A 15,975-nucleotide genomic window follows, 5' to 3' on the forward strand; every position below is an offset into this window, starting at 1 on the left:
TCCCGGTGACCGAGGAGCTCCTGAACGGTCCGGATGTCGTGGTTGTCCTCGAGCAGGTGGGTGGCGAAGGAGTGTCGAAACGTGTGACAGGTCGCGCGCTTCGCGATGCCCGCGCGGCGCGCGGCCTCCTTCACCGCCCGCTGCAGCACGGACTCGTGCAGGTGGTGGCGGCGCCGCTGGCCGGTGACACGGTCCACGTAGAAACGGGTCGCCGGGAAGATCCACTGCCAGGCCCATTCCCGCCCGGCGTTCGGGTACTTGCGCGCGAGCGCCCACGGGAGTTCCACCCAGCCGGCTCCGCACTGCAGATCGCGCTCGTGCTGCCGTTGCACCCCGTGAAGGTGCCGGGCCAGGTCCGCCTTCACGGCGCCGGGGAGCATGGTGACCCGATCCTTGTCACCCTTGCCCCCACGGACCACGATCTGGTTGGACGCGAAGTCGACGTCCTGGACCCGTAGCCGGGCGCACTCGAGGAGGCGGAGCCCGGCACCGTACATGAGGAGAACCATCAGCCGCGGCGTGCCCTGGAGCTGCTGGATGACGGCCCGCACCTCGGCGCGGGTGAGCACCACGGGCAGCCGCTGCGCGCCCTTCGCCCGCACCACGTTGTCGAGCCATGGCAAGTCCTGTTCCAGGACGTCCCGATAAAGGAACAGGAGGGCGCTCAGCGCCTGATTCTGTGTCGAGGCCGCCACGTTCCCATCGACGGCCAGCGAGGTCAGAAACCGGGTGGCCTCGGCCGCGCCCATCTCGGTGGGATGACGCTTGCCGTGAAACAAGATGTACCGGCGGATCCACGCGACGTAGGTCTTCTCTGTGCGGCGGCTGTAGTGCCGGGCGCGGATGGCCTGGCGGACCCGGTCGAGGAGTCGGGGCTTCGGCGCGCCGGCGGGGCCAGCCTCACGGACGGCGAGTGTGGCAGCGAGGGCGCCTTCCGACAAGATTTCGAGCCCCCTTTTGTTCGTGCGTCTCGAACATAGCCGAGCGGGTCGGAGCCCGCAAGACGAATCCACAAGACGAATCCACGAGCGGCCGTGAGCGCTCGATGAGTGCATGGGATCGGATACAGTTGAGCTCATAGGCCGTGGTGTTCAGACCGGCGAGGCGCTACGCGACGGTGACACGCTATTCCAGGTCCAGCGTGTTGGTCGCGAACATCTCCTCCGGATTGACCCGGCTAGCCATGGTGAGCTCGTCGCGGCCCGGCGCGCCGGGCCGCCGTTCCCGCTCGCTTCGCGCCACGCAGCGCGTCCATCAAGGGGCGGACGGAGGGGAGCGTGTCCAGCCGCTCGAGCAGGCCGAGCGCGCGCTCGGCCCGCGCCCGGTCGAGGCTGAGACGCGCCGCCTCGCGATACTTGCCGACGAGCTCGTCGCGGCTCATCGGGTTCTCGGGACTCCCCCACGGGAAGCGCACCGTCTCCGCCAGCTCGCGGCCGTCGTCGAGAACGATCGTGACGGTGGTCCGATCCCCGAACGGGTCGGCGGCCACGCCGGGCGCCCCCCGCTCGAGCGCGGGGTCGACGTACGTCCTGACGCGCGCCATCATGGCCCGCACCGCGGGGTCGCGCACGCGCGCGTCGGTGAAGGCGTCGAGGCCGAGGCGGCCGTCGAGCATCGCCACCGCCGCGCAGAACTCGAGGCTCGGCTTGCCCTCGAGCCCTGTCCGGGGCTCGGTGCGGATGAGGACGCCCTGGAAGATGTAGCTCACGCCGACGCGGATCTCGCGCACCGCGGCGGGATCGATCCGGTGCCGGGCGCGCAGCGCCAGGATCGCGTCGATCGCCCGCTGGAGCGGCGCCCCGCACGGGTAGGGCTTCAAGACGGAGCCCGCGACCCGGATCTCCCACGCCTCGCCGAGGCCCTTCGTGAGCTGTTCGAGGTCGGCGCCCCCGGGGCCGGCGAACAGGGCGCAGTAGCCCATACGCGACTCGAGGATGCCCCGGTCGGCGGTGACGCCGCGCCTCGCCAGTTCCGCGGCGACCACGCCGCTGCGGGCGGCGTGGCCGGCGTGGAACGGCATCGTCATCGTTCCGAACTGCTGGCGCGACCCGCCCGCCATCGCGGTCGCGATCCCGAGGGCCATCTCGACCCGGTGGGCGTCGAGGCGGAGGAGGTGGGCGCCGGCGGCGGCGGCGGCGACCGTCCCCAGGCTGATCGTGGCGTGCCACCCCTTCTCGTAGTGGGAGGGGTTGAGCGCGCGGCCGAGCTTCGTGAGCACCTCGTAGCCGATCACGTAGGCCTCGAGGACGGCCCGGCCCGACGATCCGGCCGGCTCCCCGAGCGCGAGCAGGGCCGGCGCGAGCACGACGCTCGGGTGGGCCAGGGTCACGAACGTGGTGTCGTCGTAGAGGAGCGCGTGCGCCATCACGCCGTTGGCGAGCGCCGCCTGGGTGGTGCCGGTCTTGAAGCCGCCGGCTACGACGCTCGCCGCCGGCGTCCCCCCGGCTTCGCGGACCCAGGCGGTCAGGATCCGGCCCACGGGTTCCGCCGCCCCCGCCAGGGTGGTCGCCGTCACATCAAGGAAGGCGGTGCGCGCCAGCGCGATGGCCGCCGACGGAATGGCGCCTCCGTCCGTCTGCGCCACGAACCGGGAGAGCTCGGCGGTCGCGCCGCGCGCCTCGCCAGCGCGGCTCACCACGTCTCCACGCCCGTCCCGCCTGGCGTCACCCGCTCCCCGCTCACGGGAACCGTGTGGGGGCGTACCGGGTGTCGACGATGTCGTCATACGCGGGCACCCGCGTGATCAGCCCCGCGAACTTGAGCATCTCGCCGATGTTCGCCACCGCCTGACGGCTGATGACCGGCCGGTAGCCCTTGATGCTGTCCTGAAGGATTTGACGGAGAAGTTTCGGATCGATGCCCGCGAAGTACTTCTCGGCCACCTTCACGGCCCCGCGAGTCCGGTGAGCCGGAGGAGGTCCCGCGCCTTCGCCTCTCGCCGCTCCGGCGGCTCCCCTGCGAGCTCCGGGCCGAACACGACGTTGGCGAGGCTCGTGCGCCAGGGCAGCAGCGCGTCACGGGCGAACATGTAGCCGATGCGCGGGTTGATGCCCTGGACGGGGACACCGTTTACACTCACGTGCCCGGTGGACGGCAGGAAGAGTCCGGAGACGATGTTGAGGAGCGTCGACTTGCCGCAGCCGCTCGGTCCCACGATGGCGAGGAACTCGCCCTCCGCCACGTCGAGGGTGACGTCGGCCAGCACCGGCACCGTACGGCCGTCGATCTCGAAGGCGTGGGAGAGATGCGCGATGCCGATCTTGCGACGCGGCGTGGGGGGCGCCGTTGACAACGATCTCCTCCGAGCTTATGAAGAGTGAACCGGGCGGTCCAAAACGGAAACCGGCGCGACGCTATCACAGTCCTACGACGATCGCAAACGCTGGAGGTCACGTGTCCGAGCGCGTAGCAGTGGTGGGCGTGAGCCAGGTCGGGTATGCGAGCGCCATCACCGACCGCACGCTCGAGGAGCTGATCTTCGAGGCGGCGAGCGGTGCCCTCGCCGACGCCCGCCTCGCCTGGAGCGATCTCGACGCCGTCGTGATCGGCGCCTCCGATCTCGTCGACGGACGTGTCATCTCGAGCATGGTGACGGCGCCGCCGGCGGGCGGCTACATGAAGGACCTGCTGGCGGTAGCGTCGAGCGCGGAGCACGCCTTCGTGCTCGCCTACCTGCGCCTGGCCTCCGGCCTCGGCCACACCGCGCTGGTGGCCGGCTGGAGCAAGTGCTCGGAGGCGCCCATCCCGCTCGTGGAGCAGCTCAGCCTCGACCCCTTCTACCGACGGCACGTGGGGATGGACGGTCTGGTGGCGGCTGCAATCCAGGCCGCAGCCTACCGCGACCGCTACGGGCTGGAGGAGGCGGCGGCGGCGCGCGTGGTGGTGAAGAACCGGGCGAGCGGCGTCCGGAACCCTCACGCCGAGCGCCGGCAGGCCGTGACCGCGAACGACGTTCTCGTCTCGCCGATGGTGGTGTGGCCCCTCAAGGCGCTCGAGACGTCGCCCCTGTCGGATGGGGCCTGCGCGCTCGTGCTCGCCCGCGGGGAGCGCGCCGACACGCTCCGGTGTCCGGCGGCGCAGGTGCGGGGCGTGGGCTGGGCCTCGGCGACCTACTGGCGGGAGCCGGAGGAACTCGTCGACTCCCGCGCGCTGGCGGCGGCCGCGGAGCGCGCGTACCGGATGGCCGGCGTGCGGGACCCGCGCCGCGAGTTCGCCGTGGCCGAGGTGTACGATGTCACCCCGTACCACGAGCTCATGGCGTACGAGGGGCTGGGCTTCTGCGGCCCCGGTGAGGGCGCGCGCTTCGCCGCCGCCGGCGAGGTCAGCGTCAATCCCTCCGGAGGCCTCCTCTGCGCGCACCCGTTCTTCGCCTCCGGCCTCGTGCGGATCGCCGAGGCCTGTCTTCAAGTCACGGGCCGCGCCGACGGCCACCAGGTAGTGCGCGCGCGGCGCGCGGTCGCCCACGGTGCCAGCGGGCTCGCCGGCCAGGCCCACACGGTGGTCGTCCTCGAAGGCGAGGCGTGACGGCGATGCGGCGCGTGGCTATCGTCGGCGTCGGCCAGACCGAGCACCGCTTCCGCCGGGACGACGTGACTTACCCCGAGCTGGCGCGGGAGGCCGTCGCGCGCGCGCTGGCCCATGCGGGCCTGGAGGTGCGCGACATCGAGGCGGCCGTGCTCGCCCTGGCGCCCGATGCGCTCATGGGCGTGGCCCACGCCGAGCGGTGGGTGGCCGACGCCCTCGGCGTGGCTGACAAGCCCTTCATGCGCGTCAACACCGGCGGGTCCACGGGGATCACCACCGTGCACGCCGCCTACTTCCACGTGGCGTCCGGCATGTTCGACTGCGTACTGGCGGCGGGGGCCGACCGGGTGGGGGAAAGCGGCGACGCCCAGCTCGTCCTGAACACGATGTGGGACGTCCTCTACGAGCGGCCCTTCCCGCTCAACGCCATCAACATGCTGGCGCTCCAGGCCGTGCGCTACATGGCGAAGTACGGCACGACGGAGTACCACATGGCGCTGGCCGCGGTGAAGAACCGGCGCCACGCGCTCCGGAACCCTCACGCCCACCTCCGGAAGGAGGTGACGGTGGAGGAGGTTCTCGCCTCGCGGGTGATCTGCTGGCCCATCAAGCTCTTCGACGCCTGCCCGCAGTCCACGGGAGGCTGCGCCCTGGTTCTCTGCTCGGAAGAGGTCGCGCGCCGGCTGCCGGGGCCGAAGGCGTGGATCGATGGCGTCGGCAACTGCGTGGAGACCTACTTCATGGGGGACCGCATGGGTCCGGCCGCCGAGCACGACCACGCCGACGCCGACGCCCTCGCCGAGGCCATCGCCCGGGCCTACCGCCAGGCCGGGATCCGCGACCCCTGGCGGGAGATCGACGTGGCCGAGCTCTACGCGCCCTTCAGCAACATCGAGCTTCACGTCATCGAGGCGGCGCGGCTGTGTGACAAGGGGCAGGCGGGACCGCTCCTCGAGAAGGGCGAGTTCCACCTGGGGAGCCGCCAGCCTGTCAACCCGTCGGGCGGGGTGCTGTGCGCGAATCCCATTGCCGTCACCGCCATGGTCCGCGTGGCGGAGGCTGCGCTGCAGGTGATGGCCCATGCGGGCGAGCGGCAGGTGGAGGGGGCGCGGACGGCGCTTGCCACCGGCATCGGCGGCGACCACCAGTTTTATGGAGCCGTGGTCTTGCGAGGGGAACGATGAGTGACGTGCGCCGCGTGGTCGAGGAGCGCCACGGGCTCCCCGGGGCGCTCCGAGCGCTGGGGGGTGTGGGGGGCCATGTCGGGGCCCCCCACGTCGGGCGATGAGCGAGCCGGTGATCGAGATCGAGCAACATTGGGATATCCACTACCGTCACGCCGCCGGCGAGACGGGCAGCCACTTCTTCCGGGCGCTGCGTGAGAAGCGCCTTCTCGGCCGCCGCTGCCCGCAGTGCCGGCGCGTGCTCCTGCCCCCCCGCGGCTTCTGCGACCGCTGCTTCGCCGCCACCGGCGAGTGGGTGGAGGTCGCGCCCGACGGGGTGCTGGAGGCGTTCACGGTGGTGGCTCAGAAGTTTACGGGCATGCCCGACCCGCCCTACGTGGTGGCGTATGTGCGGCTCAGGAACGCCGACACGGCGATGGTGAACTACCTCCGCGGCGTCGATCTCTCCGACGTGCGGGCGGCGGCCCAGCGGCTCGCCGTCGGGATGCCGGTCCGCGCGATCTTCACCGCGCGGCCCGAGGGGCGGATGACCGACTTCTGGTTCGAGCCGGCGCGGTGAGCGTCGGACAGGTTCTGGGCTCCGTCGCCGACGAAGTCAGGCTGGAGCGCGACGGCCCGGTCGCCACGATCACGTTCAACCGGCCCGGGGACCAGAACCGGCTCACGCGGGACGTCCTCCTCGCCCTCCAGGGCATCGTCGACCGCCTCGCCGATGACGAGGAGATCCAGGCGATCGTCGTGACGGGCACGGGGAATCAGTTCTTCTCCATGGGGATCCTGAACCCCGCCGTGCGCGCCTCCTACACCAAGGACCAAATCCTGGAGCTCGTCCGGGTCGCCAACCGGCTCTACGACGCCATCGAGGCGCTTCCACAAATCGTCATCGTCGCCCTGAACGGCGCCGCCCGGGCCGGCGCCGCCGAGCTCGCGCTGGCGTGCGATATCCGGCTGGCCGCGGCGCACGCCACGTTCGCGCTGCCCGAGGCGCTCTGGGGCGGCTTCCCGGGCGCCGGCGGTCCCGTGCGTCTGCCCGTGATCGTCGGCCGGGCGCGGGCCCTCGAGATCATCTGCACCGGGCGCGAGCTCGGTGCCGCGGAGATGGAGCGGCTCGGACTCGTGCTCGCCGTCCACCCGGCGGAGCGATTGCTCCCCGAAGCGCACGCGCTCGCCACCCGCATCTGCGCGAGCGGGCCCCTCGCCACGCGCGGCGCCAAGCGCATCATGAACGTGCGCATGGCTTCTGGATTTACCGCGGCCCGCGCGCTGTCGGACGCGCTCCGCCACGCGCTCGAATGGAGCCGGGACGTCGACGAGGGCCTGGCGGCGCATCGCGAGGGCCGGCAGCCGCGCTTCACCGGGCGCTGACGATGCGGCAGGCGGTCGGGATGCCGCCGCGCAGCCGCACGCTGGGCGACCTCCTCGACGAGCAGACGGCCGCGCGGCCGCGGGCGGAGGCGGTCGTCTTCCGGGGAGAGCGCCTCACCTACGCCGCGCTGAAGGCGCAGGCCGACGGGCTGGCGCGGGCCCTCCTCGCCGCCGGCGTGCGGAGAGGTGACCGCGTCGCCATCCTCCTCCCGAACCGGCCGGAGTGGCTCGTCACCGCCTTCGCCGCCGCCAAGGTCGGGGCGATCACCGTCGGCGTCAGCACCTTCTCGACGCCCCGGGAGATCGCGTGGACCCTCGAGCACTGCCGGCCCGCCGCCCTCGTGACCACGGAGGGGTTCCGCGGCCGGAGCTTCCTCGCCCCGCTCTACGAGCTGTGCCCGGAGCTGGCCGCTGCCGCTCCGGAAGCGCTCAGGAGCGAGCGCTTCCCCGAGCTGCGCGCTGTGGCGTGCGTCAACGAGCGGCGGTACGACGGCGTTTACCGGCTCGGCGATCTGCTCGCCCGGGCGACCGAGGTGAGCGAGGCCGCCCTCGCCGCCGCCCAGGCGGCGGTGGCTCCCGCCGACCTCGCCTATATCCTCTACACGTCAGGCTCCACCGCCACGCCCAAGGGCGTCACCCTCGCCCACGGCGGCGTGATCGAGAACGGCTTCAACATCGGCGAGCGCCAGCACCTGCGCGAGACGGACCGGCTCTGGCTGGCCGTGCCGCTCTTCTGGTCCTTCGGATCGGCCAACGCGCTGCCCGCCATCATGACCCACGGAGGCGCGATCGTCCTCCAGGAGAGCTTCGAGCCCGGGGAGGCCCTCGCCCTCCTCGACGAGGAGCGGTGCAGCGTCTACTACGGGATGACGAACATGGCGCGGGCGATCCTGGAGCACCCCAACCGGCCGCGGCGCCGGCTCCTCACCATGCGCACCGGCCTCACCATCGGGCTCCCCGAGGACATCCAGATGACGATGGAGGCCGTCAACGCCCGCGAGCTCTGCAACGTCTACGGCTCGACGGAGACCTACGGGAACTGCGCGGTGACCGACGCTCACGACCCCCTCGAGCTCCGCCTGCACACCCAGGGGGCGCCGCTGCCGGGGATGGACATCCGGGTCGTCGATCCCACCACGGGACGGGCCCTCCCCGCGGGCGAGGTGGGAGAGTTCCGCGTCAAGGGGTACCTGACGCCCGGTTACTACAACGACCCTGGGCTGAACCGCACCGCCTTCGATGCCGACGGATACTTCGTCACCGGCGACCTCGGATGCCTCGGGACCGATGGGCGGGTGCGCTTCCGGGGCCGGCTCAAGGAGATGATCAAGACCGGCGGCATCAATGTGGCCCCGCTGGAGGTGGAAGGCGTGCTCCTCACGCACCCCGCGGTGAAGCAGGCCTACGTCGTCGGCGTGCCCGACCGCGACAGGGGGGAGCTGGTGGTGGCGGCGGTCGAGCTCCACGAGGGCGCGGAGGCGACGGCGGAGGCGCTGGTCGCGTTCTGCCGCGAGCGCCTCGCCGGCTACAAGGTGCCGGCCCGCGTCGTCTTCCGGAAGGGCGAGGAGTTCCCGCGGACGCCGACGGGCAAGGTGCAGAAGCCCCAGCTCAGGGAGGAGCTGTCACGAGTCGTCGCCGGGAGCGGCAAGCGATGATCCGGGTCATCGACCTCACTTGGCCGCTCTACGAGGGCATGCCCAATCACCCCGCGCACCCGGTGACGCCGAAGCTCGTCAGCGGGACGATGAGCCACAAGGGGACGGCTCTCTGGATGGCGAAGAACTCACGCTACGGCCAGGTCTCCTTCGCCAGCGAGCAGTTCCTCCTCGCCGGCCACGTGGGCACGCACCTGGACGCCCCCTATCACGGCAACCCCGACGGGCCGACCGTGGACGTGCTCGATCTGCGCCACTTCGTGGGGGAGGCCATCTGGCTCGACGTCTCGGCGGCCTGCGGCCCGCGGGCCCTGGTGACCGCCGCCGACCTCGAGCAGGCGCTGGCCGCCGCCGGCGTGGCCCCGGCTCCCATCGTGCTCCTCTACACGGGCTGGTCACGCACGCGCGACGACGCGCGTCGGTACTTCCGCGACAGCATGGGGCTCGGCGAGGACGCGGCGGGCTGGCTAAGGAAGCGCGGCGCGCTGACGGTCGGGGTGGATGCGCCGAGCGTGGACCCGGGCGGCTCCGCCGAGGTCCCGGCCCACATGACCTTCTTCCGCCCGCGCCCCGGCGAGCCCTACATCTGCGTGATCGAGAACCTCGTGCGTGTGGAGGAGATCCCCCGCCACGCGTTCCACTTCGTCGGCGCCCCGCTCCCCCTCAAGGGCGCCAGCGGCTCGCCCATCCGCGCCCTCGCCCTCGTCGATCTCGGCTAGTGCCGTTCCAACTTGTTGATACTAAACCTGTCCACGAACGACGTACACGGTGCCTTCCTAGGCGCGAATAGTTGGAACGGCACTAGACAGATAGCGGCGTCGGGCTGGAAATGATTCTTCGTCGCCCTGGTCGTCCTCGCCGTCGTCCTGGGCGAGACTCGAACTCGACTTCAGAAGTCCCGAGGCGGTTTCTTGGTGCGGGTGCTCGTAGGTACCCTGCCCGGTGAAGCGATAGCCCTTCCGGCCCTCCGAGCAGCCCCTTCACGTCGGCTCCATCTTGCCGATCAGGTCGCGATCCAGCAGCTCCTCCGTCTCCTGATCATCAGGGCATCGTGAACGGTTGCTCGACGGCGACGACCCCGGTGCCGTCCGGGACGTTGTCGCACAACTGCATGTGGGCCATCCTCGGCCGCTCGCCCTGCCCGAGGCCCCGGAAGAGAAGGGAGGCGGAGCCGTGGATCCCCGATCCGAACGCCAGGGCGGCGGGCACGAAGTCCGGCATCATCCGAGGAGCGCGAGATGGGTAGGGAGCGGTACCGAAGAACTCGCTGCGCTCCAGGTCGGTCTCTAGCCCGACCGTAGGCGTTGACCTGGCACGAACCTCGCCTATTGGGATCGCCCGGTTCCTACCGGGTTCGCACGCTCCTTGGACGAGGTTCGAGTGCAGGGAGCGAACAGCCCGGAAATTCAGGACAAGAGCACGGTGCCGTGAGGCCGTTGAATCGAGCGTTCAGGGGGTCCTTGTGTCAACGAGGACATCGCTTGCCAGGCCGGCACATTACGCGCGGTCCCGCTCCGCCTTCTCCTCTCCGGGAGCGGCGTGCGGACACGCACATGGTCAGGGTGAGCGATCACGACCGACGGCACGGCCGCCTGACGGAGGCCGCCGAGTCTCGATCCACTCAACAGCCTTGATATCGGAGACAACAAAAAAGGGGAGACGACTATGCGTCATATCTGGTTGCGCGCGACGGTGATCGTGCTGGCTGTCATGTGGCTAAGTGGCTGCATGTGGGCGCCGAATAATCGGCGGGTGCTTCGCCCGGAGCCCGAAACGCCGAGGTCGGCGCAGATGTCCCTGGCCTTCGGGTACATCGACATGACGGATGCTGAACCCCGGCTCGACTGGATCAGATTTCAGCAACTTGCGCCCACGCCGAGCGACAACAAGCTGTCGGGTCGGACCAAGGACGGCCTGTTTCTCTTGGACAACCTTGCCTCCGGGTCGTACCAGGTTTATGACTTCGGCGGGCGCGGTGGCGGATTGCTTGCGAAGGGCTACCTCTATGCAAGCTACCCCTTGTCATTCCCTGTCACACGGCAGTCCGGATTTCTCCGCGTCACCGTGGGCAAGCCGGGCGTCTACTTCATGGGCGCCTACAAGTACGTGAACGTTCGGGGCAATCGGGTCGGCACGCAGTACGAATATGCCCTGGAAACCATCGCCTCACCGAGCCAGCGGGAGCTGCTTGAGCGCCTGCTCCAGGTCGTGAGGGGGACCGGGTGGGAGTCCCATGTTGCCGCCAGCCTGAAGTCCGCGAAATGAGGCCGAGCGCGACGCGACGCCGTACGACCTGGTGGCCCATCGCTCTCGTCTGCTGCCTCGTCGCCGCAGGCTGTGCAGCGGGGCGCAAAACAGTCGCCACGCTTTCCGACGTGGGGCCCGATCAGGCGATCCTCGTCGGGCGCATCGAGCTTGACCCGCCGCTTAAGGAAGGAGAGCAGGTGCTTACGGGTTCCTTCAAAGGATTCGCCCGAAACAGTATCATTTTTGTCACCGACGATCATCCGCGGGCGTTCTCCGGGGATCTCTCGCCATCAGACTACATGAAATCCGTGGTTGCCCCGTTGCGCGTGACCTATTACGTGGCGGTGCCGAGAAAGCCGATCTTTTTCCTGAGAGGGCTTCTCTATGTGACCTGGATCTCGAATCGTTGGGAAAAAGCCTGGTTCCCGGGAGGGTACCGGGTGGACATTCGCCCCGAAGACAGGGCCGTCTATATGGGAACGGTGCGCTACACCCGAAACGAGTTCATGGACGTCAAGAAGGTGGAGATCATTGACGACTACAGCCGGGATGCCGCGGAGTTCAGGAAGAGGTTCGGCAGCGGCGTCGCTTTGCAGAAGCGGCTGGCGACGCCAGTGAAAGATGCGCGAGCCGGTTCTCGATAACGGGACGCGCTGTGCGCACGGCGTTAGCGCTTGAGGCCAGGATGAAGACCCCGGATGAGATCCTCGCCGGATCTCCTGCATCAGCTCGCGGTCAGACTGAACCGCCCGGGTCTCCCTCCACGACTCGTACTCGTCGGGGCTGACAAGAACGGCTGCGGGGCGGCCATTCCGCGTGATGAGGATCTCCTCGTCAGTCTCAGCGACACGATCCACCAGGCGACTGAGCTTGGCCTTGACCTCGGAAAGGGGAAGTGTCTGCCGGGCAAGCGCGTCAGCAACAGCCACCGCGGATGGGTGCGGCGGCGGGGAACACGCCGTCGGGCTCCCAGCCCCACGGACGCGGGCCCCAGTCGGGCGTGAAGACGCGGAAGGCCAGGACCAGCGTGACGCGGTCGAGCCCGAAGTCAGCGCCTCTCACCTCCACCACGGGCGTCACGCGGACCCATGGCTGGATGACCGCCCAGGTGGCCTCGATGCTCTCTCGGTCGACGCGAGCCGCCGCCTTGAGAGCGTGGAGCGCCGACTCAGGAGCCCCGAATGCTCAAGGCGGCCGAAGCCGAGGGCGGCGAGGAGGAGGCGCGGCGGCCGTAGAGTTGATCCAACGATTCACGGAGAACGGAGACTCTGAGCTATTGCACGGGCTATATCGGCCCCGCTTGCGGGCTTACTGAGCACAAGGCTGACGCCCAAGCGGCCAGTCACGTCTCGATTAACTACATCGCCAAATCCGGAGAGAACAACGACCGGGATCCGAGCCGCTGCATCGCCCTCGCGGAGCCGCGCCAGCAGCTCCAAGCCACTCATCTCGCCAGGGGGCATTCCAAGGTCCAAGAGAATGATATCTGGCGTATTCTGGCCAAGGTAGACAAGTGCCTCTTCGGCAAGTTTTCGTTCTATAACCACGAACCCCGTATCGCGAAGCGCCTCGGCGATCAAGTCCCTTAAGCAGTCGTCATCTTCAACGAAGAGGACCGCGGGCATTAGCACATCCCAACAGCGCGGGGGTACAGCATGTAACGTTCGCCCGACGGGCGCATGCCCTGGTGGTGCCGGCAATTTGACTGTTTGCGGGTTCCCAAGGTGCCTACGCCTTTATCCGCATCGGGACGGACCGCCAAACCTTCTCCTTGGAGTCAAAGGCCCAGACGCGGCCGTCATCCGTCAGGCCGAAGAGGACGTTTTCAACCCCTGCAATCTGCGTGAACCTGACTTCGTCTGCCGGCGGCATATACCTTTCTCCTCTCCTGGCCATGTGGTGAGCAGTCGCCGTACGGGGGTCTCCTCAACTGAACCACCCCGCCCGCTGAATCCCGCCCCTCATCGCGAGCGCCTTCTTCAGTTCGGCCTTGATCGTAGGCCACGTCTCCCGCCCAGGGGTGCGGCCAGGCCTTGTTGACCTTCATTCATTCTGGCGCTCATAGGCGATGAGGCCTCCAGCGTCCACGAGGGCGAGTAGGGGAGTAAGAAACGCGAAACTCGTAAAATCCGCTAGATCGCCGACGTGGCGGCTGACTCCTAATCTACATAAGACAAATCCGGGCCGCCAGCGCTTCTGCATTAAACTCGCATACATCAAGGGGGGCCTGCGCCACCGCCCAGGCCTCCAAGGAACTTGCCTCCTCGTCGGCCTCCTCAGTAGAGTCGTCTTTCAGGGATGCTCGGTGAACCCGCGTCGGGCAGAGGAGGCCCTGATGTCCAACCCTGACAAGGCCGCTGATCTGACTGGCCTGCATGTCCTCGTGGTCGACGACGACCAGGATTCTCTCGACGCCATGCAGATAGCGCTGCAGTTCTCCGGGGCGCTTGTCACGACCGCCCCGTCCGCGAAGAAGGCGTTCGCGACACTGAGCCGGTTGACGCCCGATGTCATCGTGTGTGACTTGAAGATGCCCGAGGAGGACGGTCCGTCGTTCGTCCGAGAACTTCGGAGGCTCCCGCCACTGCGATCGACCCCGGTCCTGGCGGTCACCGCCTACGACTACCTCTACATTCAGCACGAGCTTCACGCCGCCGGCTTCACGGGCTTCATCCGCAAGCCGATCAGCTTTCCCGACCTGGTCCGCGCGGTGGCGGCCCTGGCCCGGGCGGGGAAGTCCGCGGGCTGATGGCCTACGATCTGAGGCACCGGACGACGAGGACCCTTGAAAAGGGCGCCCATTACCCGCTGGGCGCCACGCTCACCCCCGACGGGGTGAACTTCGCCGTGTACTCGAAGGACGCGACCGAGGTCTTCCTGCTGCTCTTCGAGGCCGCGGACGGGGAGCCCACCGACATCGTCCAGCTACGCCACCGCACGAAGTACATCTGGCACGGGCTCGTCAAAGGCCTCCAGGCCGGCCAGCGCTACGGCTACAAGGTTCGCGGTGAGTACCGGCCGGAGTGGGGCCTGCGCTTCAACGAGGCGAAGCTCCTCCTGGACCCGTACGCCAAGGCGGTGACCGGCAAGTTCCGAAACGAGGACAACCTGCTGCTCGGCTACCAGTCCCAGCCGGCCGCGCCAGACGGTTCTCCCGACACGCGCGACAACACGCGCATCGTGCCGAAGAGCATCGTCGTCGACGACGCCTTCGACTGGCAGGGCGACAGTTCGCCCGACCTCGCGCTGGAGCAGCTCATCCTCTATGAGGTCCACGTCAAGGGGTTCACCGCGCATCCCTCGTCGGGCGTCCGGTTCCCCGGCACCTATCTCGGTTTCATCGAGAAGATCCCGCACCTCTCGCGGCTCGGCGTCAACGCAGTCGAGTTGCTGCCCGTGCACGAGTATTACGTCGACGACTTCCTGGTCCAGAAGGGCCTCACCAACTACTGGGGCTATAACTCCATCGGCTTCTTCGCCCCGGAATCCTCCTACAGCACCGGGCGAACGGCCGGCAGTCAGGTCGCCGAGTTCAAAACCCTGGTGCGGGAGCTGCACAAGGCGGGGATCAAGGTCATTCTCGACGTCGTCTACAACCACACCGGCGAAGGCAGTGAGATGGGCCCCACCATCTCCTTTCGCGGTCTGGACAACCCCTCCTACTACTGCCTCACGGGGCCGGAGGCGGAGCCCCGGCGCTACTACATGAACTACACGGGCTGCGGGAACAGCGTGAACTTCGACAGCCCGGCCGTGATCCGGCTGGTCATGGACTCGCTGCGTTACTGGGTTCAACAAATGCACGTGGACGGGTTCCGGTTCGACCTGGCGTCGGTGCTGGGGCGAGCGGGACAGGACGGCGCCTTTCAGCCATCAGCGTCCTTCTTCGACGCGGTCTCGCAGGACCCGGTGCTGAGCCGGATCATCCTGGTCGCCGAGCCCTGGGACATGGGGACGTACCAGGTCGGCAACTTCCCGGTCGACTGGTCGGAGTGGAACGGCCGGTTCCGCGACACGCTCCGGCGGTTCGCTAAGGGCGATGCCGGGCAGGTGGCCGAGGTGGGCTGGCGACTCACCGGCTCCGCCGACCTCTACGGGGAGGACGGACGCTCGGCCTACAACAGCATCAACTTCATCACCTGCCACGACGGGTTCACGCTCCACGACCTGGTCTCCTACCACGGCAAGCACAACGAGCGGAACGGCGAGAACAACCAGGATGGGGCCAACGACAACAATTCCTGGAATTGCGGCGTGGAGGGTGACACCGACGATCCCGGCGTCCGGGCCCTCCGCAAGCAGCTCATCAAGAACCACATCTGCTACCTGCTCTTCGCGTCGGGGACGCCCATGATCCTGGGGGGCGACGAGTTCATGCGCTCCCAGCAGGGGAACAACAACGCCTACTGTCAGGACAACGAGATCAGCTGGTTCGACTGGACGGCGGTGTCCGGGAACGCTGAAATTCTAGAGTTCTTCCGGAAGGCGATCGCCCTCACGCGTCGCTTTGCGATCCTCCAGCGCCGGAAGTTCTTCCTCGGCGTGGACCTGGACGACGACCACGTCCCCGATCTCGCCTGGTTCGGCGTCGACCTCGGCCGGCCCCAGTGGAACGATCCGAACGTCCGCACACTCTGCTATCAGCTCGACGCCAACGAGGACCGATCAGATCCAGAGACCCACCGGCTCTTCTTCATCCTCAACGCGCACTTCGAGTCGCAATGGGTGAAGCTCCCGATCCTCGAGCCGGGCCGCCGGTGGTCCCGGATCATCGATACGAGCCTGGCGCGCGGTGAGGACTTCCGGGAGGCCGGCCGGGAGGTGCCGATCGATCCCCCGGATCACTACATCGCCAATCCGCGGAGCACAGTGGTCCTTCTCGATCGATAGGTGGGCCCCGAACTCGGCACCATGACCACTTTTGAGGCTGGGGACGCGACACGGGAGTTCGGCTATGTTATCCGCGACGAGCGGCATATCTCAGAGGCAACCTCTTGGAG

At 68.5% G+C, this 15,975-nt stretch carries 17 protein-coding genes and 1 pseudogene; 10 read left to right on the top strand and 8 right to left on the bottom strand.

Annotated elements, in window-relative coordinates:
• The 4 genes from VGV13_02205 to VGV13_02220 all read right to left on the bottom strand — a co-directional run.
• Positions 1-941: integron integrase (locus VGV13_02205; GenBank protein HEV8639890.1), on the bottom strand; the 941-nt coding region annotated here is incomplete at its 3' end.
• Positions 942-1,177: 236 nt separating this feature from the next.
• Positions 1,178-2,635 (bottom strand): MmgE/PrpD family protein, encoded by a 1,458-nt coding sequence (locus VGV13_02210; GenBank protein HEV8639891.1) that lies wholly within the window; start codon positions 2,633-2,635, stop codon positions 1,178-1,180.
• Between the two features lie 43 nt (positions 2,636-2,678).
• Complete coding sequence (locus tag VGV13_02215) at positions 2,679-2,888, bottom strand: hypothetical protein (GenBank protein ID HEV8639892.1); 210 nt, start codon at positions 2,886-2,888, stop codon at positions 2,679-2,681.
• The gene (locus VGV13_02220; protein HEV8639893.1) at positions 2,885-3,292 is read right to left on the bottom strand and encodes an ATP-binding cassette domain-containing protein; all 408 of its coding nucleotides are present in this window, start codon (positions 3,290-3,292) and stop codon (positions 2,885-2,887) included. Before VGV13_02220 ends, VGV13_02215 begins: the two co-directional genes overlap by 4 nt.
• Before the next feature lie 101 nt (positions 3,293-3,393).
• On the opposite strand from VGV13_02220, the gene VGV13_02225 reads away from it, so the two are divergent.
• The 6 genes from VGV13_02225 to VGV13_02250 all read left to right on the top strand — a co-directional run bounded on the left by VGV13_02225 (position 3,394) and on the right by VGV13_02250 (position 9,447).
• Complete coding sequence (locus tag VGV13_02225; protein HEV8639894.1) at positions 3,394-4,524, top strand: thiolase family protein; 1,131 nt, start codon at positions 3,394-3,396, stop codon at positions 4,522-4,524.
• Between the two features lie 5 nt (positions 4,525-4,529).
• Positions 4,530-5,708: a thiolase family protein gene (locus tag VGV13_02230; protein HEV8639895.1), complete on the top strand. Its 1,179-nt coding sequence runs from the start codon at positions 4,530-4,532 to the stop codon at positions 5,706-5,708.
• A gap of 112 nt (positions 5,709-5,820) precedes the next feature.
• Positions 5,821-6,267 (top strand): Zn-ribbon domain-containing OB-fold protein, encoded by a 447-nt coding sequence (locus tag VGV13_02235; protein ID HEV8639896.1) that lies wholly within the window; start codon positions 5,821-5,823, stop codon positions 6,265-6,267.
• Complete coding sequence (locus VGV13_02240) at positions 6,264-7,073, top strand: enoyl-CoA hydratase/isomerase family protein (protein ID HEV8639897.1); 810 nt, start codon at positions 6,264-6,266, stop codon at positions 7,071-7,073. The genes VGV13_02235 and VGV13_02240 overlap by 4 nt, the downstream gene beginning before the upstream one ends.
• A gap of 20 nt (positions 7,074-7,093) precedes the next feature.
• Complete coding sequence (locus tag VGV13_02245; protein HEV8639898.1) at positions 7,094-8,728, top strand: AMP-binding protein; 1,635 nt, start codon at positions 7,094-7,096, stop codon at positions 8,726-8,728.
• Entirely contained in the window at positions 8,725-9,447 is a 723-nt protein-coding gene (locus VGV13_02250) for a cyclase family protein (GenBank protein ID HEV8639899.1), read from the top strand. Before VGV13_02245 ends, VGV13_02250 begins: the two co-directional genes overlap by 4 nt.
• A gap of 322 nt (positions 9,448-9,769) precedes the next feature.
• On the opposite strand, the gene VGV13_02255 is transcribed toward VGV13_02250, so the two are convergent.
• The gene (locus tag VGV13_02255) at positions 9,770-9,952 is read right to left on the bottom strand and encodes a hypothetical protein (GenBank protein ID HEV8639900.1); all 183 of its coding nucleotides are present in this window, start codon (positions 9,950-9,952) and stop codon (positions 9,770-9,772) included.
• A 441-nt stretch (positions 9,953-10,393) separates the two neighbouring features.
• On the opposite strand from VGV13_02255, the gene VGV13_02260 reads away from it, so the two are divergent.
• Positions 10,394-10,993 (top strand): hypothetical protein, encoded by a 600-nt coding sequence (locus tag VGV13_02260; GenBank protein ID HEV8639901.1) that lies wholly within the window; start codon positions 10,394-10,396, stop codon positions 10,991-10,993.
• On the top strand, positions 10,990-11,619 hold the full coding sequence (locus VGV13_02265; GenBank protein HEV8639902.1) for a hypothetical protein: 630 nt from the start codon (positions 10,990-10,992) through the stop codon (positions 11,617-11,619). The genes VGV13_02260 and VGV13_02265 overlap by 4 nt, the downstream gene beginning before the upstream one ends.
• A gap of 75 nt (positions 11,620-11,694) precedes the next feature.
• On the opposite strand, the pseudogene VGV13_02270 reads toward VGV13_02265, so the two are convergent.
• The 3 genes and pseudogenes from VGV13_02270 to VGV13_02280 all read right to left on the bottom strand — a co-directional run bounded on the left by VGV13_02270 (position 11,695) and on the right by VGV13_02280 (position 12,600).
• Positions 11,695-11,904 (bottom strand): annotated as a pseudogene (locus tag VGV13_02270) (type II toxin-antitoxin system Phd/YefM family antitoxin).
• Positions 11,891-12,037, bottom strand: coding sequence for a hypothetical protein (locus VGV13_02275; GenBank protein HEV8639903.1), 147 nt, complete (start codon positions 12,035-12,037; stop codon positions 11,891-11,893). The pseudogene VGV13_02270 and the gene VGV13_02275 overlap by 14 nt, the downstream one beginning before the upstream one ends.
• A 188-nt stretch (positions 12,038-12,225) precedes the next feature.
• Positions 12,226-12,600: a response regulator gene (locus VGV13_02280; GenBank protein HEV8639904.1), complete on the bottom strand. Its 375-nt coding sequence runs from the start codon at positions 12,598-12,600 to the stop codon at positions 12,226-12,228.
• Between the two features lie 710 nt (positions 12,601-13,310).
• On the opposite strand from VGV13_02280, the gene VGV13_02285 reads away from it, so the two are divergent.
• Together VGV13_02285 and glgX are read left to right on the top strand one after the other, a co-directional pair.
• Positions 13,311-13,724 carry a response regulator gene (locus VGV13_02285; GenBank protein HEV8639905.1) on the top strand — a complete coding sequence of 138 codons (414 nt, stop codon included), beginning with the start codon at positions 13,311-13,313 and terminating at the stop codon, positions 13,722-13,724.
• On the top strand, positions 13,724-15,865 hold the full coding sequence (glgX, locus tag VGV13_02290; GenBank protein HEV8639906.1) for a glycogen debranching protein GlgX: 2,142 nt from the start codon (positions 13,724-13,726) through the stop codon (positions 15,863-15,865). Before VGV13_02285 ends, glgX begins: the two co-directional genes overlap by 1 nt.
• The last annotated feature ends 110 nt before the right edge of the window (positions 15,866-15,975 follow it).

It is taken from the genome of Candidatus Methylomirabilota bacterium (assembly GCA_036001065.1).
In the GTDB taxonomy this organism is placed as follows: Bacteria; Methylomirabilota; Methylomirabilia; order Rokubacteriales; family CSP1-6; genus MNEF01.

What these genes read in the sequence shown, in the direction of transcription:
- VGV13_02255 (HEV8639900.1), bottom strand. Translation starts at nt 9,952, where the DNA reads ATGATGCCGGACTTCGTGCCCGCCGCCCTGGCGTTCGGATCGGGGATC.
- glgX (HEV8639906.1), top strand. Translation starts at nt 13,724, where the DNA reads ATGGCCTACGATCTGAGGCACCGGACGACGAGGACCCTTGAAAAGGGC.
- VGV13_02260 (HEV8639901.1), top strand. Translation starts at nt 10,394, where the DNA reads ATGCGTCATATCTGGTTGCGCGCGACGGTGATCGTGCTGGCTGTCATG.
- VGV13_02245 (HEV8639898.1), top strand. Translation starts at nt 7,094, where the DNA reads ATGCCGCCGCGCAGCCGCACGCTGGGCGACCTCCTCGACGAGCAGACG.
- VGV13_02265 (HEV8639902.1), top strand. Translation starts at nt 10,990, where the DNA reads ATGAGGCCGAGCGCGACGCGACGCCGTACGACCTGGTGGCCCATCGCT.
- VGV13_02230 (HEV8639895.1), top strand. Translation starts at nt 4,530, where the DNA reads ATGCGGCGCGTGGCTATCGTCGGCGTCGGCCAGACCGAGCACCGCTTC.
- VGV13_02250 (HEV8639899.1), top strand. Translation starts at nt 8,725, where the DNA reads ATGATCCGGGTCATCGACCTCACTTGGCCGCTCTACGAGGGCATGCCC.
- VGV13_02280 (HEV8639904.1), bottom strand. Translation starts at nt 12,600, where the DNA reads ATGCCCGCGGTCCTCTTCGTTGAAGATGACGACTGCTTAAGGGACTTG.
- VGV13_02285 (HEV8639905.1), top strand. Translation starts at nt 13,311, where the DNA reads ATGTCCAACCCTGACAAGGCCGCTGATCTGACTGGCCTGCATGTCCTC.